Origin of the sequence: Paenibacillus sp. BK033 (assembly GCF_004345425.1) — a bacterium.
In the GTDB taxonomy this organism is placed as follows: Bacteria; Bacillota; Bacilli; order Paenibacillales; family Paenibacillaceae; genus Pristimantibacillus.
In genome coordinates this window covers 836,123-861,740 of record NZ_SLVP01000001.1, presented here as the reverse complement: position 1 = coordinate 861,740, position 25,618 = coordinate 836,123, and the positions used below count along the sequence as shown (strand labels likewise).

18 protein-coding genes are annotated in these 25,618 nt (G+C 51.6%); 2 read left to right on the top strand and 16 right to left on the bottom strand.

Annotated elements, in window-relative coordinates; all coding sequences use genetic code 11:
- Nucleotides 1–39: 39 nt before the first annotated feature.
- From EV294_RS03705 to EV294_RS03695, 3 genes are all read right to left on the bottom strand, one after another.
- Nucleotides 40–690, bottom strand: a complete 651-nt coding sequence (locus tag EV294_RS03705; RefSeq protein ID WP_132303931.1) for an MBL fold metallo-hydrolase — start codon at nucleotides 688–690, stop codon at nucleotides 40–42.
- Between the two features lie 110 nt (nucleotides 691–800).
- Complete coding sequence (locus EV294_RS03700) at nucleotides 801–1,202, bottom strand: Rrf2 family transcriptional regulator (RefSeq protein ID WP_132303929.1); 402 nt, start codon at nucleotides 1,200–1,202, stop codon at nucleotides 801–803.
- Nucleotides 1,203–1,324: 122 nt separating this feature from the next.
- The gene (locus EV294_RS03695) at nucleotides 1,325–2,953 is read right to left on the bottom strand and encodes a hypothetical protein (protein WP_132303927.1); all 1,629 of its coding nucleotides are present in this window, start codon (nucleotides 2,951–2,953) and stop codon (nucleotides 1,325–1,327) included.
- 223 nt (nucleotides 2,954–3,176) lie between these two features.
- Between EV294_RS03695 and EV294_RS03690 the strand changes: the two genes are divergently transcribed.
- Together EV294_RS03690 and pdxR are read left to right on the top strand one after the other, a co-directional pair.
- On the top strand, nucleotides 3,177–4,619 hold the full coding sequence (locus tag EV294_RS03690) for an AraC family transcriptional regulator (protein ID WP_165930568.1): 1,443 nt from the start codon (nucleotides 3,177–3,179) through the stop codon (nucleotides 4,617–4,619).
- 98 nt (nucleotides 4,620–4,717) lie between these two features.
- Nucleotides 4,718–6,154, top strand: a complete 1,437-nt coding sequence (pdxR, locus tag EV294_RS03685; protein ID WP_132303923.1) for a MocR-like pyridoxine biosynthesis transcription factor PdxR — start codon at nucleotides 4,718–4,720, stop codon at nucleotides 6,152–6,154.
- A 62-nt stretch (nucleotides 6,155–6,216) separates the two neighbouring features.
- Here pdxR and EV294_RS30870 read toward each other — a convergent pair whose 3' ends face one another.
- From EV294_RS30870 to EV294_RS03625, 13 genes are all read right to left on the bottom strand, one after another.
- The gene (locus EV294_RS30870; RefSeq protein WP_279513507.1) at nucleotides 6,217–6,345 is read right to left on the bottom strand and encodes a hypothetical protein; all 129 of its coding nucleotides are present in this window, start codon (nucleotides 6,343–6,345) and stop codon (nucleotides 6,217–6,219) included.
- 107 nt (nucleotides 6,346–6,452) lie between these two features.
- Entirely contained in the window at nucleotides 6,453–9,044 is a 2,592-nt protein-coding gene (locus EV294_RS03680) for a glycoside hydrolase family 2 protein (protein WP_132303921.1), read from the bottom strand.
- A 22-nt stretch (nucleotides 9,045–9,066) separates the two neighbouring features.
- The gene (locus EV294_RS03675) at nucleotides 9,067–10,440 is read right to left on the bottom strand and encodes an ABC transporter substrate-binding protein (RefSeq protein WP_132303919.1); all 1,374 of its coding nucleotides are present in this window, start codon (nucleotides 10,438–10,440) and stop codon (nucleotides 9,067–9,069) included.
- A 159-nt stretch (nucleotides 10,441–10,599) separates the two neighbouring features.
- Nucleotides 10,600–11,577, bottom strand: coding sequence for a carbohydrate ABC transporter permease (locus EV294_RS03670; protein WP_132303917.1), 978 nt, complete (start codon nucleotides 11,575–11,577; stop codon nucleotides 10,600–10,602).
- 2 nt (nucleotides 11,578–11,579) lie between these two features.
- Entirely contained in the window at nucleotides 11,580–12,467 is an 888-nt protein-coding gene (locus EV294_RS03665; protein WP_243711555.1) for a carbohydrate ABC transporter permease, read from the bottom strand.
- The gene (locus EV294_RS03660; RefSeq protein ID WP_132303915.1) at nucleotides 12,464–14,665 is read right to left on the bottom strand and encodes a DUF5696 domain-containing protein; all 2,202 of its coding nucleotides are present in this window, start codon (nucleotides 14,663–14,665) and stop codon (nucleotides 12,464–12,466) included. The genes EV294_RS03665 and EV294_RS03660 overlap by 4 nt, the downstream gene beginning before the upstream one ends.
- Entirely contained in the window at nucleotides 14,658–16,718 is a 2,061-nt protein-coding gene (locus tag EV294_RS03655) for a YIP1 family protein (RefSeq protein ID WP_132303913.1), read from the bottom strand. The genes EV294_RS03660 and EV294_RS03655 overlap by 8 nt, the downstream gene beginning before the upstream one ends.
- Before the next feature lie 21 nt (nucleotides 16,719–16,739).
- On the bottom strand, nucleotides 16,740–17,606 hold the full coding sequence (locus EV294_RS03650; protein ID WP_132303911.1) for a carbohydrate ABC transporter permease: 867 nt from the start codon (nucleotides 17,604–17,606) through the stop codon (nucleotides 16,740–16,742).
- Nucleotides 17,607–17,608: 2 nt separating this feature from the next.
- Nucleotides 17,609–18,607: a carbohydrate ABC transporter permease gene (locus EV294_RS03645; protein WP_243711554.1), complete on the bottom strand. Its 999-nt coding sequence runs from the start codon at nucleotides 18,605–18,607 to the stop codon at nucleotides 17,609–17,611.
- The gene (locus tag EV294_RS03640; RefSeq protein WP_132303909.1) at nucleotides 18,604–21,549 is read right to left on the bottom strand and encodes an extracellular solute-binding protein; all 2,946 of its coding nucleotides are present in this window, start codon (nucleotides 21,547–21,549) and stop codon (nucleotides 18,604–18,606) included. The genes EV294_RS03645 and EV294_RS03640 overlap by 4 nt, the downstream gene beginning before the upstream one ends.
- Complete coding sequence (locus tag EV294_RS03635) at nucleotides 21,546–22,679, bottom strand: ABC transporter ATP-binding protein (protein WP_132303907.1); 1,134 nt, start codon at nucleotides 22,677–22,679, stop codon at nucleotides 21,546–21,548. The genes EV294_RS03640 and EV294_RS03635 overlap by 4 nt, the downstream gene beginning before the upstream one ends.
- 116 nt (nucleotides 22,680–22,795) lie before the next feature.
- A complete protein-coding gene (locus tag EV294_RS03630) occupies nucleotides 22,796–23,803 on the bottom strand; it encodes a LacI family DNA-binding transcriptional regulator (protein ID WP_132303905.1) in 1,008 nt (335 codons plus the stop codon).
- Nucleotides 23,804–23,827: 24 nt separating this feature from the next.
- The gene (locus EV294_RS03625; protein WP_481856046.1) at nucleotides 23,828–25,552 is read right to left on the bottom strand and encodes an alpha-1,3-galactosidase-related protein; all 1,725 of its coding nucleotides are present in this window, start codon (nucleotides 25,550–25,552) and stop codon (nucleotides 23,828–23,830) included.
- Nucleotides 25,553–25,618: the final 66 nt, after the last annotated feature.

Below are 25,618 nucleotides of genomic sequence, written 5' to 3'. Positions count from 1 at the left end.
TTGCCTGCCCATCGTTGGAATCCTTCCTTTCCTTACCCGTTAATCATACAGGAAAGTAACGATGCCTGCATATTCCTGCAGCGATTCTTTCTTCACGTCAAGCTCCTTCACTTCCTTGCTTGGCTTGCCGGCTGCCGAGATGAAACGTTCCACTTTATCGAACAAAAGCCTGCCGGGCAGTCCTAGCGCTTTGGTCCGGTAATGCATCGGAATCGTAATGGCCGGTTTCAGCTGGTTCATAACCGCAGCGGCATCCGAACCGTTTAAGGTCATTTTGCCGCCGGCCGGGACCATCAGAATATCCACCTTGCCGATTTGCGCGATTTGCTCCTCAGTCAGAAGATGTCCGAGGTCGCCGCAATGACATACCGTCAACCCCCCTGCCTTTATGACGTACACGATATTGGGGCCTCTTTTCTTGCCGCCTACTTTGTCATGGAAGGTTGGGATGCCCGTGATGGACACCTCCTTCTTCCCGTATGGCCTCGGTTGATTGACCAGCATATATTCGCCGGAAGCGACTTGAATCTGGTTATGATCCTTATGATCATGCGTGACGATCACGATGTCGGATTCGATGTTTTTCGGCATCCTGTAGCCTAAGAGTCGTCCGTAAGGATCGATTAAGATCCGCGTGCCTTCGTCTGTTGTCAGCATGAAAGAAGATTGGCCATACCATTTGAGCTTCATAATAAAAATTCCCCCTTAGAATTTGTGCGTAATTTTGCACATTTTGGAACAAGGTGAAACGGCTTGGCAAAGCGCGTTTCAATCCGTTAAAAACAGGCGATTGATCGATTCTAATCCAATAAATCGGATATCGTATAGTTGCCCAGCACAAAATAAACCTGGTCGGAAATATCCGCCATGATTTGCTTGAAAGACTCGTTTACTTTTTTGCCGAAATGATGATTCCCGGTTGTGTCCAGCATGCGGTCCCACGGAGGCTCCTCCTCATGCACGGTCTTGTACACCTCGCGGAGCGTAACAAGCTCCGGACGTCTGGCCAGCTGGTAGCCGCCCGTACGTCCTTGCTTCACCTCAATGATGCCGCCCTCCGCAAGCTGTGACAAAATCTTGCGCAAAGCGGTTGGCTCGCAATGAATCCGCTCCGCGATCTCGCTGCTTGTCAGCAGCTCTGTCTGGGAAGCCAATACGATTAAGGCCTGTACGCCAAATCCAAACCGTTTCAGTTGTGCCATAGCTGCGGGACTGATTCCTCCTAAATTAAAATATGTGCTAATTTTAGCACACTTTAAGTCATAAACAAAACGAAGCCCGTCCAAGACGTTATCGTCATGAACGGGCCGGTTGATTAATGCGCTTAATGGCTTTTGCGCTCGCTGTGCTGCTCGAAAATATAACCGCCGACGCTTTCATCTGCTAGCACGGGTGTTTCAACCCGATCGAAAATGTTGCGGATAATATAGATTTCATCCCCATCTACGCAATGAACGCCAATCGAAGAGTTCCGCATGACGTTGCTAGCGATAACAATGTTCTTGTTGTATTTTCCGCTGAAGCCCGCCGACTTGATTCCGATACATCCGGCTGCTCCGTAGCGTGGGAAGAAACCGCAGTTATCGAACTCGCAATCTTTAATTACGATATCCGTTGCATGACCTCCCTCCGAATGGACCGGCAGCTCCGCGCCAAGCAATACGCCGGGGTTCATCGTATTTTTATACAGATTGTTGATCAGATACAGGTGATCATTGCGAACGAGATGGCCTGCGCCGGCAATATTGATAAAAGTTGAATCCCTGCACACGTAACGGTGCGGCTCCCAGCATGCCGCAGCTGCCAAAGTGCCGATTGCCGCCCCCTCCGGCAGCTTTTCCCGGAATCGAATCCGGTATAGATGCCCAAGCCCCCTCTTGCCTTCATGCATCCAATCCGTAATGGTGAGCGGGAAGCTCTCCTCTCCTAAGTGAATATCCACGATACTTCCGCTAACGAGCGAAGCGAAAGTATATTTACAGAAGAACACCGCCTCCTTCTCGTCAAGCAGCTCCTCCAGCACCAGCCAGTTGCTGTGCATGTTCTGGCCGTCCATCCTTACGCCTTCGATATGCATCCGGGTTATTTGAATTTCACCGCTGCATTTGAAGAGCTTCCAGGCGTCGCGCGGTGCGGTGAATAAGTTATTCCCTTCCGGACGGAACACGACCCGGTCAGCCGTGATCCCCCGGCAGCTCTCTGCCAGCATCGCGAAGCCGTTTGCGTTCATCGTCCGTATATTGGAGAGCTTCAGCTTATCGCATCGGGCAAAATAAGTCTGAAAATCCGTTCTGGCACCTTGATGCCAGGACAAATATTCGCCTATCCGCACCTTCGAGGCGACTGCAGGATCGTCCAGGGTTAATTCCCGGTCGCCAGTGCGAATCCAGGGCTTCTCCGTTCCGTTGCCGTAGGTGACGCTCTCGCCCATCAATGCGCCGGTATCCGGATGAATCCGATTCATGCAATAAGCGCCCATTATCTCTTCGCATCGGTTTCCTTCAAATACCTTTACTACGGTATGCCTGTCATCTTTGCTCACGATAACACCCGCCGAAGCGAAGTTAGGCTCTCTCGTAAACGCAATGCTGTCGAGCGACAGCTCCGAACAATCCTCGCACCACAAAATGGCGGGAAGATAACCGTGAATGGTTCCGTCGTTCCGGCCAACCAGAACAGTTGCAGGCTCGCCTTGTTCGTCAATTGCCCCTTGAAGCGTTAATGTTTTGGCTCCTTTGATAATAAGGTGGCAGTCTTTGCTGCCACTCTCCGAGCTGCCCGCGTCATGCTCAAAGCCTTCTGTTTCAATAACGATCGCGCTGTCCAGCATATACCGGCCAGCTTCAAATACGACTTTGTCCGCATTCGAAGCAATCGCCCGGTCAATTGCCGCTCTGATGCGACTGGCATCGTCCCCGCCGGTAAAATCTTTAACGTATATCGTACGCTCCATTGGCTAGTCTCCTCGCAGTTGATCATGCGTTAAATCTACTAGATATCGTCTGTCATTGACATGTACGATTCTACGTTTAAATGAATTATTCTTCGGCCTCGCAGAATAATGCCGTTAATCGTTGAATCGTGTTATTTTCCGTGGATTCGCTAACTGTTTTGGAATTTGGCCTAACCTTATAATGAAATAGCCGATGCTGCCTATCGTTAAGGAGGAACTCCGTATGAAAACGCTAATTCTCGTGGATGACCAAGCGGTCGACCGCAGATGTCTTCCTTGGTCCGAGCGGGACTGTACCCTAGTCGGGAAAGCTTCCACCAACGAAGAAGCGTTAGAGCTTATCAGGCAACTGCTGCCGGATTACTCGTTGATTGAAATTAAACTGCCGGCCATGGACGATAGAACGTTGAAGAACAAGCTTGGCGATTCGGTACCATGCGCTATTCTGACAGCCCATCAGGATCTGAAGGATTTCAAAGTATCGAGCGCTGTGGAACATCCGCTGCGCAGGCATTTTATTTGGCAGCTGCTGTCCTCGGTCTATGAGAAGGATAACGAAATCAGACAGCAGGCAGCCGAGCTGGGCATTTGCCTGGAAGCGGACGCTTTTGTCCTGATTCTCGGTCAAGTCGACAATGTTGCCCGATACAAGTCCAAGTATTCGGTGAAAGATCATTACCTGATCGAATGCAGCATGCTTGATATCATCCGGGAGTCGCTGACACCTGTCTTCCCGGGGCAGTTCGAGCTCTTCCCCCTGGAGTTTGGCAAGTTCGCTATTTTGCTGCTGCAACAGCCTTCTCAAAGCACGGAAGAAATAAGGAATAAGTGCCTGCAGCTCGAACGGAGCATTGCCGGGCCGCTTCGGTCCTATCTCCAAATATCGGTTACCTTAGCCGCGAGCGGAGTCCTGAAATCCCCATCCATGATCCGCGAAGGCTTCATTCAGGCGGAAAAGCTGTTCATTTACCGGTTCTATCAGGAGAGCTCCCGCTCCATTTTCGCCGACGGAACACCGGATTTCCGCCCTCTTACGGAACCTTTGCGTTCCGAATTATCCGGGCTAAGTGTGTCTTTGCACAATAAAGCAGATTCCGCATCAACTCAGAAAAGCTTGAACAGCCTTTACGCGCTGCTTCTTTTATATAGACCGGAGCCCGGTGATGTGCTTGCCTGGCTGGAATCGCTTGGCTCCTCCCTCCGCCGGGACTCCGCTTTGCCGGAATGGCCGGCTTTTAGTCATATTGAGCGTTTGGCCGAAGCCATGGATCAATTGCGCGCTTGGCTGCGTCAACGCGACGCTGCATACGAGGCGGCTGAAGCCGCCTCCGTTCGGCCGGAAATTGCGCGTGCCCTGCATTATATCAAACAGCATCTCACAAGGAAGCTTACCATCAACGATATCGCTCATGAAGCAGGATTAAGCCCTTCTCACTTCAGTCTTTTGTTTAAGAAAGAGATTGGCAAATCAGCGATCGATTACGTCCTTGAAAGGCGGATCGAGCTGGCGAAGCAGTATTTGCGCGAAGGGAAATACCGAAATTACGAGTTGGCGGAGATGGCGGGCTTTGCCCATTATTCCTACTTCTCGAATACGTTTAAAAAATATACCGGAATGAGACCAAATGAATACAAAAACACATTGCGAATGAACATTCCTTTATAAACGGTATGAGAGCGCTTCGTCCTTGGACGGAGTGCTCTTTTTTATAGTATGGTTATTCATAACCGCCTACGAGGGATAATGAAGAAGAGGTGAACAGCATGTGGAGACCGGACAGACAGGATAAAACGCCGCTGTACCAGCAGATAGCGAATTATCTTGAGCAGAGAATATCGTTGGGTGAGCTTCCTCCGGGCAGCCAATTGCCATCGGAACGCAAGCTGGCCGGGCAATTGGGAGTTAACCGGAGCACGATCGTACAGGCTTACGAAAATCTTCGCGCTTCCGGCATGATCGAGAGTCTGGCAGGGAGCGGCACCCGCGTTTGCGGTCATTTATGGGGAATGGAACCTTATCCCAATTGGAACCGGTACGTGGAAGGCGGCATCCTTTTGCCCAATCTGCCTTTTATGCGGAGAATCAGAGAAGCCTCCCAGAGCGGAGACCCGTTTATTAATTTGGCGAACGGAGAGCTGGCTCCGGAGCTGTCGCCGAACGAAGAGATTATCAGGATTATGCGGAATCAGCCTTTTCATGAGCCGCTCGGCTACGGAGATCCTCAAGGCTACGTCCCGCTTCGGTCGGCGATTGCCCGTTTTCTGCAAGAGCAACGCGGGATTCAGGCAACTGACGATTCCATTCTCGTTACCTCGGGCTCGCAGCAGTCCTTGTATTTAATAACGCAATGCCTGCTAAGTCCCGGGGATGCCATCGCCATAGAGAACCCGTCCTACTGCTACTCCCTGCCCATGTTCCAGTCGGCGGGAATCCGGCTGTTTGGTTTACCCGTAAACGAAGATGGGGTTGATCCGGAGAAAATCCGAGCTTTTTACAAACAGCACCGGATTCGCATGGTGTTCTTGAATCCCAATTTTCAGAATCCAACCGGAACCGTAATGAGTGCAGAGCGCAAGGCTGAGGTGTTGAATTGCTGTGAACAGCTCGGGATTCCGGTCGTTGAGGATGATCCGTTCAGCTTAACCTCCTTTGATGACGCCGCGCCGCCTCCAATTAAGGCCATAGATCGGAACGGAAGCGTATTATATATCGGTTCTTTATCGAAGGTGGCTGCCTCCGGTCTAAGGATCGGCTGGATGGCAGCCCCCCATGCCGTTATCCGGCGTCTATCGGACGCACGTCAACAGATGGATTTTGGCCTGAGCCTGTTCCCGCAATGGATAGCGGCCCATCTGCTCGAATCCTCTTCGCTGGCTCCTCATCTGGAGCGGTTGAGAGATTCGCTGCTTCTCCGCCGCGACATTATGGCTGGAGCCCTGCACCGGGAGCTCGGAAACGAGGTTTCCTTCGAGCTGCCTCGAGGCGGATTAAATTTATGGTGCAAAATCAACAATACAGTCAAGGACTACCGCCTGTTGAACAACGGGATCAACAATGGCGTTTTGTTCATTCCGGGCAGCGTGTTTGGCGCAGATCCGGGTTATGTCCGGTTGTCCTATGCCCGTTCTTCGATTGACGACATTGAAGCGGGGGTAGATAAGTTCGCTCAAGCTTTAAGAGAAACTTTGTCCGAATCATAAACATTGACGTATGCCAGGTCCAGATTCCGGACTACAGGCATACGTCAATTTCTTTGTAGAGGCTAATGAAGTTTACTGTCCGCCTCGAGAAGCTCCTCGCCTCGGACTGCCATGCGTCCGAATAACACGATAAGAAACGGGCCGGAGACAAACGCCGCCGTCAGAAAGATAAAAGAGATAAGTTCCTTCATGCTGTACCACCCTTTGCTTTATGATGTTTGTGGACCCATCATAAAGTTCATTAGGCCTTCTGTAACCAGCCAATTCATCGGGAATTAAGCCATCCAATCCACCCGGTTTACGCGCGGCTTCCCCTCAATTCCATAATATCCTGTTCCTTGCTGGTGAGCTCCAGCTGCAAGCGTTTGATGGTTGCTTCCAGCTTCTCAATCGTTTCATGATCGCTGTCGGCAGCCATGGCGGTTTGCTCTAGGACAGCTGCAGGAACTTTCGCCGTCGATTCGGCTTTCCGGCTTTCTTCGGCATACGAAGGATCATACAGAAGCGGCAGCGCCGGCTTCGAAGACTGAATCACAATGCAGTCGGAAGCAAGACCCTGGCAGAATGCCTTCACTACAATTTCGCCCGGTTCGGTTGTCGCCCGGATGAATACTGTAGCTGTCCCAAACTGCGTACGCATCGGATTGGCCCCCGGTAACGGACCATCAATGATTTCTCCTGGTCCTTCCACAACAAAGTGGATGTACTCGTTACCAAGAACCTTCGTAACGCCTTTATGGTCCACGAGCGTGGCGCGAACCGGAATAAAATCGGATCCGTCGGCGGTCAAGCCGATATGGACGTCATCCACCTCCAGCGTCACGCCGGCAAGCCATTCCGAGTAAACCTTCTCTTCGCGGCATACCACTTCGCCGTTGATAAGTCCCTCGGCAATCATGACGATTTCGCCGGTCCGATGCCGCCATTTGGACGAAATCTCACGGAAGTTGAATACATCCTTAAAGATAACCGGAGGATGAGGCATTGACTTGTAATTCGGCTCAGGCTTCTGCGTGCCGATCACTTTTCCAAGCCAAGTCAGACGGACTTCTTCACAGTTCGTGAACAAGATGACGTCGCTGCCGGATACCTGCGTCAGCTCGTGGGTAATATAGACCATCGGGCCCGTTTGAATACCACTGAGCTTAAAGTCAGGCGAGTATTGGCTCTTGAACAGATAGTAGGAATAACGCGGAATGCGGTAAAGATCAAGCACGCCGCCCAGGAACGGATCCGGATGATAGCCGCGTTGATGGTCAATGCCGCACCATACCGTGGCGCCGACGCGCTTCGGAGGCGTGGCATACACGCCGTCGAGATCCCGCGCTCGAATCATTGCCTGATTAAGCATCGCTTGCTCGCCCCACTCGCGCTTCACGCGGGTCATGGCGTTCTGGGAGCCGAAGTTGTCTACCTCGCCGCCATCGCCGTATTCCCTCGTCAGCGAGCATTTCTCGTCCTCCATGCTGCCATGGTAATAGAAGTCGAAGCCGGCTTCTTTGGCGCTGTCAACGTCCGCGCAGGTGAAAGCCCCCGGGAACGGGAATTCTTCATGGACAATCCTGTGCATTTCCTTCAGCATGGATACCGGCTGATCGTCGGTTTCGTTAAGCGCCGTTTCCCACAGCAGAACGGCCGGACGGTTTCGATCCCGTCTAACCATCGCACGGGTATCCTCAAAGACACGCTGCTCGAACACCGGATCCTCGTGATTATAGAATTGCCAGCCTGGGTTCGCTACCGTGACAAGCAGTCCAAGCTCATCGCAAGCATCCATAAAAGCGGAAGCCAGAGGATAATGAGCCGCGCGCACAACGTTGGAGCCGCCTTCGCGGAGCAGCACCGCATCCCGCCATTGACCGGAGTTCGGCAGCGCATTGCCTACATAGACGTAGTCCTGATGGCGGTTGACGCCGCTCAGCTTCTCCCCGATATAGGATTTGTTGACGAAGAAGCCGTCGTCGCCGCGCATTTCGAACAATCGGATGCCGAATCGGGTCTTGAAGCTATCGACGATTTTCCCGTTTTCCAGCACTTCGGTCCGGATGAAATGGAGATACGGATCGTTAGGATGCCACAGCCTGACGTCTCTTGCATCCATCTCCTGAATGAAGGTACCCTTCTCGCCGGATTTCAGCTCCGCCAGCTCTTCGAAGACAAGCAATTCCTTGCCATCCTCATTCTCCAGCACGGTGCGCAGCGTAAAGCAGCGACTTGCTCCGTCCTCATTCACAACCTCCGTACGCACTTCAATGTCCGCCTGATTTTGCGACACATCGCGGATCCCGATAAATACGCCGCCGCCCGCAACGGTAGAGCTGAGCAGGTTATGCGTAACATGGAGCTGCTCGGTCGAGATCAGATACACATCGCGGTAAATCCCTCCGAGATAGCTGAAATCCAAGTAATCCTGCGGCTTGCCCGGCGGATAAGTCGGATCGTTGGAATTGTCTGCCCGCACGGCAATGACATTCTCCCGCCCATCCTGATAGACAAGGTGGCTGATGTCTGCCGCGAACGGAAGATAACCGCCCAAATGCTGTACGGCCGGCTGCCCGTTCACCCAGACATCCGCAATTCCCATTACCGCTTCGAAATGAACAACGGTCCGTTTGCCCGCAAGCTCGCGGGGAAGAATGAACCGCTTCCGGTACCATGCCGTACCTTGGTAATTGCGCATTCCGCTCGCATTCTCGCCAAGAATTTCGAGGCCGTGAGGCAGCGATGCTGCCTCCCAGTCTCCGTCGTTGAACTGCTCCTCGTGAGCCCCTGCGGCATCGCCTTTAAAAAAGCGCCAGCCCGGATTAAAATTAAATACCTGTCTCGGACTTCCTTCAATCCCGAAAAAGCCTGCCGTGGAATATTGCGGTACCCTCTTGTCATGTCTCATTGCAAAATCTCTCCTTCTCTTCTTAATCCAAGCCCAGTTCTTTGCGCAGACCTAAGGTATATTCGTTAAAATGCGCTGCTTGTTCGAAAATCGGCTTGTTCGGATCTTCGCCTTCTTTAAACGCATGCTGTACTTCGTCGCTCCACCATTGCACGTATTCCGAAGCGCCAACGATTTTGCCAACCGGCTCGGCTCTCATCTCAACGCCAATGGTGGCCAGGATATTCGTACCCTTCCAAATCGAAGTTTCGACTAGAGCATCCTTCAGCTCTTGGTCTTCCGTAAGCGGGAAGTCACCGTTTTCGAGCATCACCTTTTGAGCTTCAATCGTATTCATGAACGCGAGGTATTTCACTGCCGCATCCTGATGCTTGGAGCCGCTAAGCACGCCAATACCCGTGCCTACTGTATATCCAACCTGTTTCGCTTTGCCGCCTGGAAGCGGTAATACATCCCAGTTAAACTTGGCATTTTCCCGTTTGTTTCTGCCTTCCCAAACTCCGTGAATTTCGAAGGCAACGTTACCTTTCATCCAGCCCGAGCCGGATTTTTCAAGGTCTGCCCACAGCCCGATGGAGTGGTCTACGTCTTGCAGGTTCTTAATCCATTCGATGTCGGCCTTAGCTTCTGGCGTTGTGAGCAGGCTTTGCTTCCAATCTTGATCCATGAAATACAAGTTAGGAGATGTGCCGTTATCTACGCCTATTACGCCAGCAGTAATGATGGAGTTGAATTGGCCGTAAGAAATACCGTACTCGCCAACGCTAGGATCCGTTACTTTTTTCGCAATTTCGCGATAGTCATCCCATGTCCAGTTATTAGCCGGCATATCGATGCCGTGCTTAGCGAGCAGGTCCTTATTTACATAAACGATGATTGGATTTTCCGCGCGCGGAATACCCAGCTGCTGTCCTTTGAACTGCAGCGCTTCGAGCGAGCTTGCCGGAATTTTGGCCGTGCTGAGCACCGGATCCGACTTCATATACGGCGACAAATCAACAAGCAGATTGTCTTTTGCAAACGGAATGGTATCCTGCACCCAAATAATGTCAGCAGGAGTGCCTGCCGCTTGAAGCGCAGTCGCTTTCTCCAGCATATCGCCTACACCGCCGCCATCGGCGAGCGCGATATTGATCGTAATGTTCGGGTACTTCGCATGGAACATATCCAGAACCTTTTGCTCATTCGGAGAAACGGCGGAACCGCGAATGTACGTCAGCGTGATTGGCTCATCGGACGGTTGCTCCGATGCTTCCGTGCTTGCGGCAGCTGATTCAGCCGGCGAATTGCTTGGTGAGTTGTTTGGCTTGTTATTATTGTTCGAGCAAGCACTCAGAATAAGCGTGAACAGCATCATTACGGAAAATAGCATCATCGAAATTCTTTTCTTTGTCATGGACGAATCCTCCCGTTATATGAATCGTTTATTAAGATTGCGAACTGCCGTTTGCTCCCCTTATGATGTTTCACATGCTGCTGACCCCTGAAGTCCCCCGTATTCAGCCCCCCGCATCACCCCTTTCAAGCCCCTTTCAAGCCATTATCGCTATGCCGGTTAGTCCACGAGACCCGTACGTTCGATTCCTTCAACGAACCAGCGCTGAGCAATCATGTAGAGTACCAGCGGCGGGAACACAATCAGGAATGCGCCGGCCATCTTGGTGCCTTCCGTTACCGGATTCTGCGTCATCATCGCCATGCTTGGATTGTCGCCGAAGATCGCTGTCTCAAGACCCGCCAATTTGTTGGACAGCGGAATGAAATCACCCGACAGGAACATGGAGGTCAGATACCCTTCATTCCAGTACCAGATGAAGGAGAACAGGAAGACGACCAGGCACGCCGACGAAGCAAGCGGCATAATAATCCGGAAGAACAACCGGAACATCGAAGCCCCGTCAATCATGGCCGCTTCTTCGAGCGCCTTCGGAAGGGACAGGAAGAACTGCCGGAAAATAATGATAAAGAGCGCGCTCTTGATCCCTTGACCGAACAGCGCCGGCACGAGGAAGACAAACGGCGTGCCAAGCCAGCCCAGCTTGCTGAATATGACATATAACGGAATCATGATCACCTGCGGCGGTATCAAAAAAGTCAGAAAGACCAGCGCGAAGAAAAGCTTCTTCCCGGGAAATTGCAGCCTTGCCAGCGCATAGCCGGTTATGGCGCATACAAATACCTGAAGCAGGGATCCTCCAACCGCCAGCAGCATGGAATTCATGAAAGACCGCGGATAACTTAGCCCTTTGAACGCACGGGAGAGATTATCCCAGTCGATCGTCCGCGGAATCCATTTCACCGTAGGGTCCAGCAGATCGGACAACCCTTTCAGCATGGTGCTGATCATGTAGAAAAACGGCTGAAGATATAAGTACGCTATAATCGACAGCATAAAGTAAATGAACAGCTTGGCGAGCAGCCCGTCATTCATGTGCTGACCAAGTACCGCCAGCTTGATCCGCTGCGCCTTGCGGCTGTTGACATAGGAGCGGACCTGGCGCGTGTACCGCCGGACGACAGCTTCGGTCTTCATCTTTAAGCCCTCCTCGCCTTATTGGAGCTGTTAAGGAACAGCATAATGAGTGCAATCAGAATCATAATCAAGATAAAGTAGAGCCAAGCAATGGCGCTGGCGTAACCGTAACCGGTCGAGATATCAAACATGTTCTTTTTGATCTGTTCCATAATGGGATTAAACGGAAACGTAAACAGATCCACCATCGTGTACAGCAGGTTCAAGGCAATAAACGGCTTTATGCCAGGAAGCGTGATTTTCCAAAAGCTGGTCCACGGTGATGCTCCATCAATGCGCACGGCCTCGTAGATCGATTTGGAAATCGTTTGGAAGCCTGCGATAAAGATAAGAATCTGCACCCCCGACGACCATAGAATCAGAATCATCATGCCAAGTATGTCCAGCAGCGGTTTGGCGAGCGATTCGCTGAAGTTTTCCGTCACGTAAGTATCAATGCCATACTGGGCGATAAACGGTACGTCTCCCGCTCCCTGCTGGAACAGCTCCGTTAATACTTGGCCGGTAGAGAAGATAACCGGCAAGAAGAAGACGGCCCGGAAGAGAAAGCGTCCGGGAAACTGCTGATTCAGCAGGATCGAAACGCACAGCGAGAAAATGATGATGATCGGGATCATAAAAATCATCTGCTGCATAAAAACAAGAAGCTGGATGGTAAATTCGTTATCCTTAAATAACGCATCCTTAAAGTTCTGCATGCCAATGTAGGTATACTTGAATCCGGTGCCGGACAAGCTGACTTTCTGAAAGGACAGATACAGCGACCAGCCGATTGGAAAGGCCATAAATACGGCGAATCCGATCATCCAGGGCAGCATAAACAAATAGCCCGCTCCGTAGCTTTTCCACTTATAAACAAACTTGGCCATCACCTTCGCCCTGTCATTCATCGGCTCGCCTCTCTTTCAACATCGAATCTTCCATTGTTGTAGTCGACCGTCACGCGGACGCCGTTGCCGTACTCCGTCACGTAAACGCCGGCTGCACTCTCGTAATGATCCGTAATCGGCTGGTTATCGGTAGAGGCCATCCGTTTCATGTCCGCATATTCCTCAAGCGCTTGCTTCTTCCACTGCTCGTATCGGCTGCTGAAAATCCCATACGTGGTCGTATCCAGCAACGTTCGGCTTGACTCTGCCGTCAACATGAATGCCGGCACAGCGCCATATTCAATGCCTTTAAGCCTCTCAGCATTAATGTCGTTGCGAAGATTGCCGGGCGCCATCGTATAGGTCACGCTGCCGTGCAGGGCAATCGGCATGAATGGAACCATTTCGTCAACCATGTAGAAATGATTGGTGTCTCTTGGTATTCCATTGATGTGGTCGATGTGGCCGAAGGAATACGAGTTTCCTTGATATACGCCGCTAAATCCCAGCTCCTTGCGCGTCATATCCAGGATTGAGTTATAAATAAGGGCCGTATCGTCGCGGGTGTACCTATAATTCGGATTGTAGTCGCGGGTAAGAAAATTCCCCAGCTCCTCGTACAGCACTCCGTCGACGCCGACGGCTTTCGCTTCATGCACAAGCTTCTCCGCCAAATGATAGGTGACATTAGGCGTTAGAATAAAATCGCTTCCAAATAGCAGAACGTCGCCTTCGGCCGAACGAACGCCAAAGTTCTTTGGCGACAAATCGTCGATTTCGGAATCGGCATCGACAAAGTCAACATTAAGCACGATCTCATAACCGAGCTCATGAGCCTTGTTAACAAGCGCCTTCAAACCGGCTTTGCCGCCAAGCTTTTTCTCGACATTGAAGGGATCCGTATTATAAAGCCTGCCATGGCTTTGCCAGCCATCCAAGGTGATGCGCGCATGTTCAACGCCCGACTGCTTCAGGTCGTTTATGATTTTCTGGGCCTGACTGAAGGTAGTCGCCACTTCGTAATCTTTATTGTAAAAGTTCGAATTGCCGCATATAATCATCAGCTCAAAGGGCACATCGCCCTGTGCGGTCTGAATCGGCTGCAGCTTGCCTTCCGATGTCAGTTCGTCGCGATACCGCTTAGCCATCCCCACGTAATCCGCTTCTTTGCCCGTCAGGAAGGAGTACTCCACTTCCCCGTCAAGCGGTGTCCGCTCATCCTCGAAGACTCTTGTTGCTTTACCGCCCAAACTAAGACGGCGGTCATATTCCTCGCGATACACGAATTTGGCGCTAACCGAATTAAAGGAGCTTACAACCCCCGAAGGCAATGCGCGAATGGCCGCCTTTGATGCTCCCGCCTTGATTATGGCCAGGAAAGCATCTTCACCTTTTTTCATGCCGAATACCGGCACGGCAGGGTACACGGCCGTGGAATCATAATTCGGTGATTTCGTGGTAATCTCAGGCCCGTAAACCGGCTGATTATAACCTTTGCCAATCAGCTGACGGCTTCGCGGGAAATGCATAAGCGCGCCTGGTCCGTCAGGAACAAATAGATAACCTGCTTCATCCGTTCCATTCGCTCCGAAGAACGGCAGCACCTCGATTGACACGATTCGGTTATTTCCGTTCTCTTCCATTCCGCTGTCCGGGACAACCACCTTAAGGCCATTTTCAGTTAACGTATACACCATGGTGAACTTGATTTGAAGCTGGGTCAGGTCGTAATGGACGGCTATGCCGTCCTCCTGCTTGGCGACCGTCCATTTCACGCCGGAACCAAGCGCATTGGCGACCTTCCGCTGGATCGAGGCCTGCTCGTAATATTCCAGAATAAACGGCGATTCCAGGTTTGTGCGCAGATCGCCCTTTACCGTTTCCCCGGCAAGCGCCGACGGACTAGGATTGCTGTTCCAATACTCGCCGCTGTGAAGATTCTTCACTCTTATTTGCCCGGTTGACTGCTGAAATTCAAGTGCGTAACCCGCATTGCTCGCCGCTTCGGCAAATCCCTCGCCATTTACGGCATCCGCCTTCCAGGCATCTCCCGCAATGACTGCTACTGCTTCCGCTTTTCGCATATCGATACCGGTTTTGTCGGTCAGTGAGCTATCCATTTGGCTTTTCGCAAAAAGCACGATACCCGCTGCAGCAATGACGATGGCGGCTACGAGAAGGACTTTCCGTCGCGGCCTGATGTTAATGAAGCTACCCAAGGAAAGCCACCTCCTTATACAGCTGATAAATAAAATCCGAGAGGTTAAAGGTCAGTCCGGCGCTGATGACGACAAACAGCCAGATGACGCCAATAGTTCCGATCGTGATGGCTGAATTTTTGGAATTTTCAATAAAATCAAAGTTGTGAATCACCTGCGAGCTGACAAAGAACAACAACACGACCCATATCCACATAATGCTCGTAATCGAGGAGACGAGAATCCCTTCCTCCAGAACGAGGATATTGGTAAACGCGATGATCGGAATCGAGAGCAGTGCATAAGGCAGCAAGGCGAATATGCTGGCTTGCAGCACTTCCCGGAAACGGCCTTCCCCATCCTTGACCGTGCTGACCAAGTAGTTGGCGATAATCCAAGTGAACACAGGGACGAAGAAGAAAAGAATCTCTGACCAAGGCCTAATCTGCCTGAGATCAACCGGATGAAAGATATACCCGCTCCAATACAGGGATGCCAGCTTAACAGCGGTCACAAGCAGCAGGATAATGAGCAGACTCCAGTATGAAACGTTCCTTCCTTTGATCCGGTAAAACCCTTCATACGGATGCAGCATCGTATATCCGCAATCCCGCAAATCACGCGTAATACCTTTCAAAAATTCGGGAGTGTGCACGAGATAATAACGAATGAATCTCTTAATCCCGAACCGGTAGATCAGCCAAAAGCCAACGATGGCGGCAACCAAGTAGCCAAAATTCCGTTCGATCCAATTCATCCGGTATGACCAGAACGCCTCGGAATAGCCTTCTACGTCATAGGACGTTTTGAAATCACGCATGGCTTCCACGGTATGGCCTTCCTTCTGGGCAACCTCGCCTAGAGCGAGGTACGTCAGGTTGATGGTCTCGTTGAGCGAGCTTACCTTGCGCCAGTTATCCGCGCCTTTCTCGTAGTCGCCGACGTAATAGTCGGCTGCCGCATCGAGAATCGCATTGCCAAATGCGGTCCGGTCGTAAGCCTGCAGCATGTTCAAATCCGAATCAAGCACCCAGAGCCGGTCCTTCGAATCGATTCCGATACTGGAGGGATACGAAAGCACGCCGCGCCGTTCCGATTGCTTCCGAACGCTTCCGAAGGTAAACAATTGCGAGCCTTCCGGGCTGAATACGGAGATCATGCTGTCAATGTCATCGTCTCCCGTTACTTTGCGGTCCAGGACGTAGTAAAAGTCCCTCGAGTCGGCTGTAACATCAACGATCTGATCGGAACCGGAGATAAGTCCCGAGTTGCTGAGCCTGTTTTGTCCGCCGGCCGTCAGCTTTTTCACCTGATCGGACTTGACGCCCAGCGTTGTCGTGAATAAGAAGCCTGAATGATCCAATGTGATATTGCTGAGCTCGTGAGGCAGCTTCTTGTTCTCCTGCGCCATCTGCTCTTCCGTGAAGATCGCCTTCTTGACCCGGTCAAGCAGCGTCACGCTTGCTTTGTTACCACCCAGAAAGCCTGTAAATTCTCCGTTCTTGTCGACCCGGACAAGGCCTTGGTACGAACCCTTCGAAACAATGTACATCATGCCTCGGGCATCAACAGCCATTTTGACCGGCACGAAATAGAAGGATTTCGGCACCAGCGAATTGGTCGGCTTCTGGAATTCCTTCACGAAGGTCCCTTCCGCGTCAAATACCGCAACCCGGCGATTACCCGTGTCGGCGACATAAATCTCGCCTTCCGAGGTTACGAATACGCCTTCCGGCGCATTAAGCGCGCTTTTGCCTTCCTGTCCGCCTACTACCCGAAGAAAACGGCCGTTTCTGTCAAACACGACAATGCGGTTATTCCCCGTATCCGCTACGAACAGCTGATCATTCGAATCAATAAACAAGTCGCTTGGACCGCTTAGAGCATGCTCGCCAACATTAGTAACCGTCATCCCCGTCGCGTAGATATCCTGCATATAGTACAATCTGTCCCCTGCACCGCCGGTACCATGATCAAGATAGAACGTATAGTAAGGCTCCCTTGCGGATGCGGCGGTTGGAAACAACATCGCCAGCAAGAGCACCAGCCCTAACAACGGCATGTATTTACGCATATGAAACCCTCTTCTCTGGCTTTATTTCACACCGGAATGCACCATCGTCTCCATAATCCGCTTCTGGGCGAACAGGAAGATAATGAGATTCGGCAGAAACATGAGCAGGCCCGCCGCGGCCGCCATGCCTTGGCCTGCCACCGTATTATTGGCCCCGCTCGTGAGCGTCGTTATGTAGTAAGGCAGCGTCTTCATCGTCTCATCCTGCATGAAGAGAGTGGACGCCTGCCCGTCGCTCCATACGCTCTGAAAGGTAATGATCGCGATGGTGGCGAGTGCCGGCATCGCAAGCGGCATGACAATCTGAAGGAAGATGCGAAGCTCCGAAGCCCCGTCCACCTTGGCCGCCTCCACGAGCTCGTTTGGAATCTGGTCAACGAACTGCTTCATCAGAAATACGGCAACGGGCGACGCAATAAACGGCAGGATATGCCCGAAATACGTATTGTTAATCTGCAGCCAGCTGATGATCAGATACCGGGGAATGGCCACTGTCTCCGGCGCAAACATAAGAGACAGCATAATCATGGCCATTACGGCTTTCTTCAGGCCGAACTGATATTTGGACAATACGTACGCCGCCATGGAACAAGAAACGATAACAGCAACCAGCGATATGGATGTCACGATGATGCTGTTGAACAAATAACGAGAGAAAGGAACAACGCTTGCCGAGGAGCGCAGGAAGAGATCGTAGAAGTTGGATAACGTCGGCTCCTTGACCAGAAAAGTAGGCGGGAACATGAACAACTCGTTATAAGGTTTAAACGCATGGTTGATAATGAACACGATCGGCAGCGCAAGGAACGCCGCCAGGAGCAGCAGGCTGGCGAGCAGCGCAGCTTCAAACAACGTCATCCGCCTGATTTGGTTGAACAGCGTTTGCATGTCTACTCACCGTCCTTCGGGTTAAAAAGTTTGTAACTGATCTTTAAGGCCACATAAGACATGAGGAGCAGCACGACCGATACCATGGACGCATATCCAAGCTCAAAACGAATAAACGCATAATCATCGATATGGTTAAGAATGAGATGGCCGGAGTATTGCGGCGTGATCGGAAGCCCGGTCAGCTGGACGGAAATCGAGCCGGCCTTCAAGGTGCCGACAATGGCCATAACGGCGCTGAACAGCATTTGCGGCTTCATCGAAGGAATGGTGATGTAATACACCTCTTGCAGCCTGCTCGATATTCCGTCAATTTTGCCGGCCTCGTACAGTTCCTTGTTCACGGTGTCCAATCCGGCCAGCAAGGAGAGGAATCCGACGCCAAAGCTCATCCAGACCGTGACGATAATCATAATCGTGAGCAAATATTTCGGATCCTGAAGCCATAACACGGGCTTGGAGATCATGCCGAATTTCATCATAAAGTTGTTGACGTAACCGACATAATCTCCGCTAAAAGCGGCCTGCCAGACGACCGTCAGCGCCACGCCGCCCGCTAGAGACGGCGCGTACACGGCAAGCGTTACGATATCCCGGATCGACTTGGGCAGCTGATAGATCAGCCAGGCGATAAAGAAGCTGAGCGCATAGCCGCAGGGACCAACAAAAAAGGCGAATTTCAGCGTATTGGGCAAGGCGTATTTCATAAAGACGGTATCCTGCGTAATGAGTGCAATAAAATTGTCAAAGCCTACAAATTTCGGAGGGTTAAAAGCATCGTAAGAAGTGAGACTCATAAGCAGCGCCAGGGCAACCGGCACCAGAATGAAGGCAATAAAGCTGATCAGGAAAGGCGCGAGAAACAGGTAAGCGAGCTTCTCCTTCCAAGCTCTCGCGAGCATCCCCTTAATATCCGGCATCAATATCCGCCGCATTCTGCTTTTCATTCTTGGCTTGGCTGCCGGTCCCGGGACTGTCCGAACGACGGTCACATCTTTCATGGCTGCACGGTCCTCCAATCGTAAGGCTTATCAATGACAGGCATGCTGAGATCATAGCTGCCGTCCAGGTTTAAATTTTGCTGCTTGCGCACCATCTCGCGTTCCAGATCGGTAAACGATTTGTCCAAAGACTCTTTCGGAGGAACCTTCTGCACAACGGTTCTGTTCCAGGCAAAATCCATTTCCCTGGCTAGATAATAGCCGCCCGGGAGAGACGGAATGTTAAGGGTCCAGCGGTTCTGCTCCTCCATTGCGGAAATGTCCGCCGATGGCCAAGGCATTTCGGCCAGCGATTGCATATTAGCCGTATTCCAGCGGTATTCCGGACCGTTAAACGATTCGATGTTCCTGCCGTATTCGAGCTGGACCTCCTTCGACGTCCACCATTTGAGGAATGTCCACGCCTCATCCTTTTTGTTGCTCTTCTCCAAAATCATGCCTGCCTGCATATTGTTTGGCGCCCAGCGGGCCACCTCGCCATCCGGCTGCTCAATGCCCGGCATTGCCGCTACTCCCCAGTCTCCTCTGATTTCCGGAGCAGAGACGAGGAGTTGAATATACGTATTAAAGTCGGCTACGCCAATCGGCATATCTCCGCGTTTGAAGTGATTAAAGAAGGATGGCACATCCCGCGGCAGATCGTATTTGCCGAATAAATCGGTCCACATCGTAAAGGCTTTGTACGCCTCTTCCGTATCGAAGCCCGGCTTCAGCCCGTCTTTCGAATACAGCTGTGCGCCATTCTGAAGGAAGAACGGTGCATAATCCTTGGACGGATAGTAGAACGTCATCGCATTCTCCTGCAGCGACGGCAGCAGCTTGCGGACATCGTCCCAAGTTTGCGGCACCACTACGCCAAGGCTTTTCAATATACTTTTCCGGTAGTACATCAGATAATAAGACTGCGTTTCCGGCAAGGCATAAACTCCCTGGTTAAAGGTGAATGACCGCATCGCGCCCGGATTAAACCGGGAGAAGATTTCCTTGAAATCCGGGAATTGGCTTAGATCGGTCGAAGCCTTGCGAATCGCATAGTCCATCGGCATATCCATCGGCACGCCAAGGGCGGCATCCGGCTGGTCATCTCCCGCGTTGCTCAGGAGCAGGGCGTTCGGATCCGGCATCAGATTGATGTTTACGTTAATTCCGGTTTGCGGCGTGAAGTACTGATTCACCATTTCCTGCAGCAGGTCCGCGTAGTCACGCCCTCTGGCCACCCAAATTTGGAGGGTGTCGCCATTCTTCTCGCTGCGGGTATCGTATTTCAACTGGAAAGTCCGCAAAAAGTTAACCGCCGTGTACGGAATTTTGGTCGCCCAGTTCGATTCCTTCAGCTCTGGCTTTGCTCCAGGCGCTTTCACCACGAGATAATCCATGGTCATCCCTTGCTGAGAGAAGGAATCCAACCATGTGCCAAGCCGGGTCTGCAGGTCGGTCACTTTACCCATCTTTTGCGGGATTTTATCGATATCCGCTACCAGATCGTTCAGAACCTCAATGCCGATATTGATTGAATTGGTCGCATCGTTCGTATTCTGATTCAGACCGTTCATATAAGTCTCCACCGTCCGCAGCTGATCTCTCACACCCGTCAGGCGCGATTCAAGATCCGGAATATACGAGGCGAGATCCCATGTCCGGTTCGCGTCTCCTCCGGATGCGCCGTAATCGCCGGTAACCTTGCGGATCATCTGCTCCAGCTCGAACATCTCGGAGATGGCGCTGCGCAGCGACAGGATAGCAGGATCGAGCAGCGATGCGTCGGCCACGAACCGGATATTGTGCTTGCCTTTTTCCAGATAGAACCGGTACGGCTTGCCTTCCTTGTCCTGAATCGGATAAACGGTCAGCTTGCCGTTATAAGGGAATGCGTAGTGCAGCATCTCTTTGAACGGGGTTTCTCCGTCGATCTGGATCGTACGGTAAATGTTTGATTTGCCTTGAAACCGCTGCGTATACTTCACGTCAAGCTCATACCAGCCGGTCTCGGGAATGTCTACCGTCCATTCCGCCCATTGTCCAGCCTTCTGCCAACGGTTGCCGTCGATGGCATTATAGACAACCCGACCTTTCGGATCCGGGGATACATGCGGCTCGTTTACGCTGCCGACCTGAACGGACGGATGAGATTTGCTAGAGTAATTCTCCGCTTCCATAACGGAGAACCAGTTGGAAGCATTGCCGCCGGCCGTTTGGGCTTCAGCGGTTTTCTGGTCGTAGGAAGGCAGAACCTCGGGTGCAACGAGCCTGATCGCGCCCCATTTCATTGGCTCGTTAAGAGCCTGGAAGCGCAGCGTGTGCTGTCCTTTCTTCAAGCTGAAACGCAGAGGCTCGGAAGAAATCGCATAGTTGCGCAGCCTCTCGGTTTCCCAGCCTTTAATAACGATCTGCGCCGAGCGGATTTCATTGCCAATCGCATCCTTCGCATAAGGACGAGTCTGGTCCTTCCAGTACTTGACCAGCTCAATCGACTTTGCTTCCGCAAACGGATATTGGCCGTCAATCTGCAAGCCGTAAAAAATGGAGCTTGTGCTGTTCTCCTGCAACGGCTCATATTCCAACTCGATCTGGTAAAGACCGTCGGCCGGCACATCGACGTTCCATTCGATCCAGCCTTGGCCGTTATCCCAAGCTAACGATTCCGCACCAGCCGTGGAACCGTTTGCAACTGAATGTTTGGCTTGGTCGCCGCTTGCTGCAAAATGAAGAGGATTAATGCTTACCGGCTTTCCCTGATAATCGCCTATGCCCTCCGAGGCATATCCCTTAAGAACCTCATAATAATAAGGACTTCCTTCTCCGTCTTCAAACCCCTCGAGCTTAATGCTTTCCGCGGATAGAACGGGAAAAATTTTGTGTCCCTCGTCCATCGACCGATACGCGTAAAAGAGAACAATGAGAACGATTAGAGTCAAATAGACATATCTTTTCCGGACCTTCATAGCTGCCCCCGCCGGCTGTCCGAACGGAGATTGACGCCCGTCTCCGCATCAAAGAAATGAGCCTTCTCCATCTGGAATCCGATCTCGATCGTGGTTTTCAGCTCATACTTGTCGTCCGAATCGTCGATTCGGGCTACCACGCTTGTTTCCCCGAAATTCAGATACAAGTATGTATCCGCGCCCATATGCTCTTTAATATCGATTAAAGCGCTTACTTTATTCGGATTATCCTGGAGCCATACCGGATCACTGACCAGGTGTTCAGGACGAATGCCCAGAATTACGTTACGCATGGAAGGCGCTTCGCGAAGCTCCGGGTAGAAGCTCTCGGGAATTCGCAGCCTCACCCGCCTGTTATCGAAATAAAGACGGCCGTCGCTTTCCTTGATGCTGCCCGCAATAAAGTTCATGGCCGGCGAACCGATAAAGCCGGCAACGAATTGATTGGCAGGATTCTGATAAATTCGCTGCGGTGTGTCCGCCTGCTGGATGACTCCGTCCTTCATCACGACAATCCGCGTTCCCATCGTCATCGCTTCGGTCTGGTCATGCGTCACGTATACGGTAGTTGTTCCAAGCTCCTGATGCAGCCGTATGAGCTCCGCCCTTGTCTGCGCGCGAAGCTTGGCATCCAGATTGGAAAGCGGCTCATCCATCAGAAACACTTTTGGTTCCCGAACGATCGCCCTGCCCAGCGCGACCCTTTGCTTCTGACCGCCTGAAAGCTGGTTTGGTTTCTTGTCCAGATAATTCGTAATCTCAAGAATACGGGCTGCTTTCTTCACCCGCATATCGATCTCATGCTTAGCGGCCTTCCGCAGCTTAAGTCCAAGTGCCATGTTCTCGTAAATCGTCAGATTCGGATAAAGCGCATAGTTCTGAAACACCATTGCGATATCCCGATCCTTCGGCGATACATAATTTATGAACTTGTCTCCGATATAAATCTCTCCGTCCGAAATATCCTCAAGCCCGGAAAGCATTCGTAAAGTCGTTGTTTTCCCGCAGCCTGACGGCCCTACCAGGACAAGGAACTCGCCGTCCTCAATGTCCAGGTTAAAGTCGTTAACGGAAGGTTTCTTCTCTGAACGATAGGTTTTGTATACATGACGGAATGAAACGCTTGCCATAAGATCCCACCTTCAACCCCATACTGTTTACAAAAATATACTATAATTATTAAGTAAAATTGTCAATAATTTTTAGTTAAATTAAATACTAAATTATAGTTTAATTTATCGATCCATTATAAAGACTCCCGAATCACAAAGTCGGTCTGGAAGATATGATGAAGCGTATAATCAAGCTCGCCCTTCGACTTCGAAAGCGCGGCCTTGACGGAGTGAACGCCGATTTGGAAAGCAGGCACGCTGATCGTAGTCAGTCCCGGCGATACATAGCCGGCCACTTCAATATTGTCAAACCCGACAAGCTTAACCTGCTCAGGCACGGATATGCCCATCATCTGGAACGCGCTGAGTGCGCCAATGGCAATGGCGTCGCTTGCCGCAAAGAATACTTCCGGCAGCCTTGCGCCTTTATTAATCCACTTCACGACCGCCGCCCTTGCCTTCTCCATGTCGAAATCATCCAGCTCCACGATCGTATCCGGCTCGAAAGTCCGTCCCATAAGCAGATGCAGGTCCTTGAAGGCTTCAAAGCGGGCCTGCGAGCTGGGACCGATAAAGCCGATTCGGTCGAACCGGTTAAAAATTTCGGTCCTCAGCCAATAAAGCGTATCGGCATAAAAGTTCACGCCAACGTAATCAACATCGTCAGGCAGCATATTCTGCTCAATGCCGGCGATGACCACATGGATGTTGTTTTGCCGCAGCAAGGAGAAGTATTCCTCATCGGAGCCTGCGACCCAGATTACCGCCGTCACTTCCATTTCAAGCAGCTTGTCGCATAATGATCTTGCCGTATACAAGCTCAAATTCAGACAGGAAAAAGCCATTGTCACCCCAAGCCTGAACGCTTCCTTCTCTATGCCCTGAATAATCTGATACGTATAGGTGCCCGACAACACGTAATTGGGCATCCCGATGACGTAAGCCAGCTTATAGGCGGTTACGGCTCCGGGTGAGCCGTTCTTATCCATCCGCCTTGCCTTGTACCCCATTTCTTCCGCAAGCGACCAGATGAGGGCCTGCGTCTCCTCGCTGCATACGCTCGTATCGTTATAATTGACCACCTTCGAAATGGTCGTAACCGATACGTTCGCTTTCTTTGCTATGTCTTTAAGTCTTACCATCGTTCCACCTCAAGCCTTCCAAAATTACTCCTTCACGGCAGCAAGCTGCTGTATTTCCTTGCCGTTAATCCGGCTGACCAGCACGCCTTCCTGGCAGCGGTTGCCGGAAACCTCCACATAGCTGCAGGCTTTCAGATCTATCACATACGGAAGTTCGTCTGCCTGCCGATAACGGTCGCTGAGCTCGACGACGTTATTCGTGAAGGTGAAACCGGCGATGGAATGACCCGTCGCAAGCACGGGATGAAAAGTCCGGAACAGGTTCCGTTCAATCGCTATATTTTCGTGATACCGGCCTTCAAACGACTCCGGATTTGTGATCTCGGGATCGATGTCAATGATGCCTCTTCCCCAGAACGGATAACAGTAATTGCAATCCTCGAAAACATTTTCCCTGATGGCAACGCTTCGTACTGCCCCCGACTCGAACCAGTAATTCGCGTCCCCCGATATTTTGATGGCGGCACCCGGCGTGCTGATGACGTTGCCTTCGAACAGTACCTTGCCCGGCGTAGTGATGAGAAATCCCCTGGCGCGGTTTGCCCTCGCGACGCAGCCGTGCACGTGAAGATCCGGCGTCCGCGTCAAGTTCTCCAATCCGTCGCCGCCGTTGACATCTGCAGGAAGCGGCGCTTCCAATTCCACCAGCATATATTCGGCGTTAATGGCGCGGACCGCTTTCACCTGCGATTCGAAATAAGGCAGCAGCGAGTCGTTTCGGACCAGACGGACACGATCATCTGGATGAAAGACCTGAATTCCGCGCTGCTGCGGATGAACCAGCCTGCACAGAAGGTCCTCCCCATGGCGCTCGGATACTTGCGCATAAATGCTGTGGACGTTGCACGGATCGTCCATCTGATTCTCAAACAAGCAGTTTTCGAGTTCGATTTTTCCTTGGCAATTAACGAAATGCGTAGCGTCGGCTGAAGCGCTGAATAAGCGGTCTGAATGAGGGCGGGGCATTACGTTAAAAGCTCGAAGATGCAGGTACTCCGAATTTTGGGCGATAAAGCCCATGCCTATGGAGGCATGAAGATCAACGTCTTCGACAAGGATATTGCGGCTGTTATTCACGAAGATGCCCGGGCAATCCCGGTATCCGGACTGGAGCAGTACGATATCCCCGTTCTCCGGAGAATAATGATCAAACCCGCTGTAGCGGATGCGGCGCTTTCCGCTCTCTTCCACCGTGCCGCGATCGTAGTAGCCCCACATGAGGATGTCCCCAGAGCCTTGCTTTGGGGCTTTTGTATGAGGGTCCATTACGATAATCCCCTTAACAGGCTCCTTCCAGCCTTCGCCAACCGCGATAAGCTTCCCGCTGCTTACCTCATAGGGATAATCCTCCGATATGCTTACGTCGAAGCCCGATTCGTCAGCTTGAACAACGGTGCCTTGCGTGATCGTGGACCGCTCGTAATCGATCGTGAAACGGGTTAGCGTAATATCCGAACTGTTATCGATGACAAAAGGCGTCGTAAGACCATGCATCATAAAGGTTGAGCCCTGCCCGTCAAGCGTGAAGCCGTTCATCCCAATCAGCGGAAAAGCTATCTTTCTTGTTTTCTCCTGATCGTGATTGGAAATATAATACAGGCGTTCAAGAGCCTTCTCCGGCCAAAAATGGTAGGTCCCTTCGGGGAATACCAGCGTGGCGCCGGGAATGCCCCTGCAATAATCGATTGCCCGAAGGACGGCCAGCGCAGCGTCTTCTCCCCCGTCAGGCTGCAAACCAAACGATTCCATGGACACGTACAAAAACATCTCCCCGTTTCTAAAAGATCTGAATTTCGTAATCACAGTTTAGTCTCT

Excerpts from the sequence above, each read along its gene's own strand:
- EV294_RS03705 (WP_132303931.1), bottom strand. The coding sequence starts at position 690 with ATGAAGCTCAAATGGTATGGCCAATCTTCTTTCATGCTGACAACAGAC.
- EV294_RS03700 (WP_132303929.1), bottom strand. The coding sequence starts at position 1,202 with ATGGCACAACTGAAACGGTTTGGATTTGGCGTACAGGCCTTAATCGTA.
- EV294_RS03695 (WP_132303927.1), bottom strand. The coding sequence starts at position 2,953 with ATGGAGCGTACGATATACGTTAAAGATTTTACCGGCGGGGACGATGCC.
- EV294_RS03690 (WP_165930568.1), top strand. The coding sequence starts at position 3,177 with ATGAAAACGCTAATTCTCGTGGATGACCAAGCGGTCGACCGCAGATGT.
- pdxR (WP_132303923.1), top strand. The coding sequence starts at position 4,718 with ATGTGGAGACCGGACAGACAGGATAAAACGCCGCTGTACCAGCAGATA.
- EV294_RS30870 (WP_279513507.1), bottom strand. The coding sequence starts at position 6,345 with ATGAAGGAACTTATCTCTTTTATCTTTCTGACGGCGGCGTTTGTCTCC.
- EV294_RS03680 (WP_132303921.1), bottom strand. The coding sequence starts at position 9,044 with ATGAGACATGACAAGAGGGTACCGCAATATTCCACGGCAGGCTTTTTC.
- EV294_RS03675 (WP_132303919.1), bottom strand. The coding sequence starts at position 10,440 with ATGACAAAGAAAAGAATTTCGATGATGCTATTTTCCGTAATGATGCTG.
- EV294_RS03670 (WP_132303917.1), bottom strand. The coding sequence starts at position 11,577 with ATGAAGACCGAAGCTGTCGTCCGGCGGTACACGCGCCAGGTCCGCTCC.
- EV294_RS03665 (WP_243711555.1), bottom strand. The coding sequence starts at position 12,467 with ATGAATGACAGGGCGAAGGTGATGGCCAAGTTTGTTTATAAGTGGAAA.
- EV294_RS03655 (WP_132303913.1), bottom strand. The coding sequence starts at position 16,718 with ATGCGTAAATACATGCCGTTGTTAGGGCTGGTGCTCTTGCTGGCGATG.
- EV294_RS03650 (WP_132303911.1), bottom strand. The coding sequence starts at position 17,606 with ATGCAAACGCTGTTCAACCAAATCAGGCGGATGACGTTGTTTGAAGCT.
- EV294_RS03645 (WP_243711554.1), bottom strand. The coding sequence starts at position 18,607 with ATGAAAGATGTGACCGTCGTTCGGACAGTCCCGGGACCGGCAGCCAAG.
- EV294_RS03640 (WP_132303909.1), bottom strand. The coding sequence starts at position 21,549 with ATGAAGGTCCGGAAAAGATATGTCTATTTGACTCTAATCGTTCTCATT.
- EV294_RS03635 (WP_132303907.1), bottom strand. The coding sequence starts at position 22,679 with ATGGCAAGCGTTTCATTCCGTCATGTATACAAAACCTATCGTTCAGAG.
- EV294_RS03630 (WP_132303905.1), bottom strand. The coding sequence starts at position 23,803 with ATGGTAAGACTTAAAGACATAGCAAAGAAAGCGAACGTATCGGTTACG.
- EV294_RS03625 (WP_481856046.1), bottom strand. The coding sequence starts at position 25,552 with ATGGAATCGTTTGGTTTGCAGCCTGACGGGGGAGAAGACGCTGCGCTG.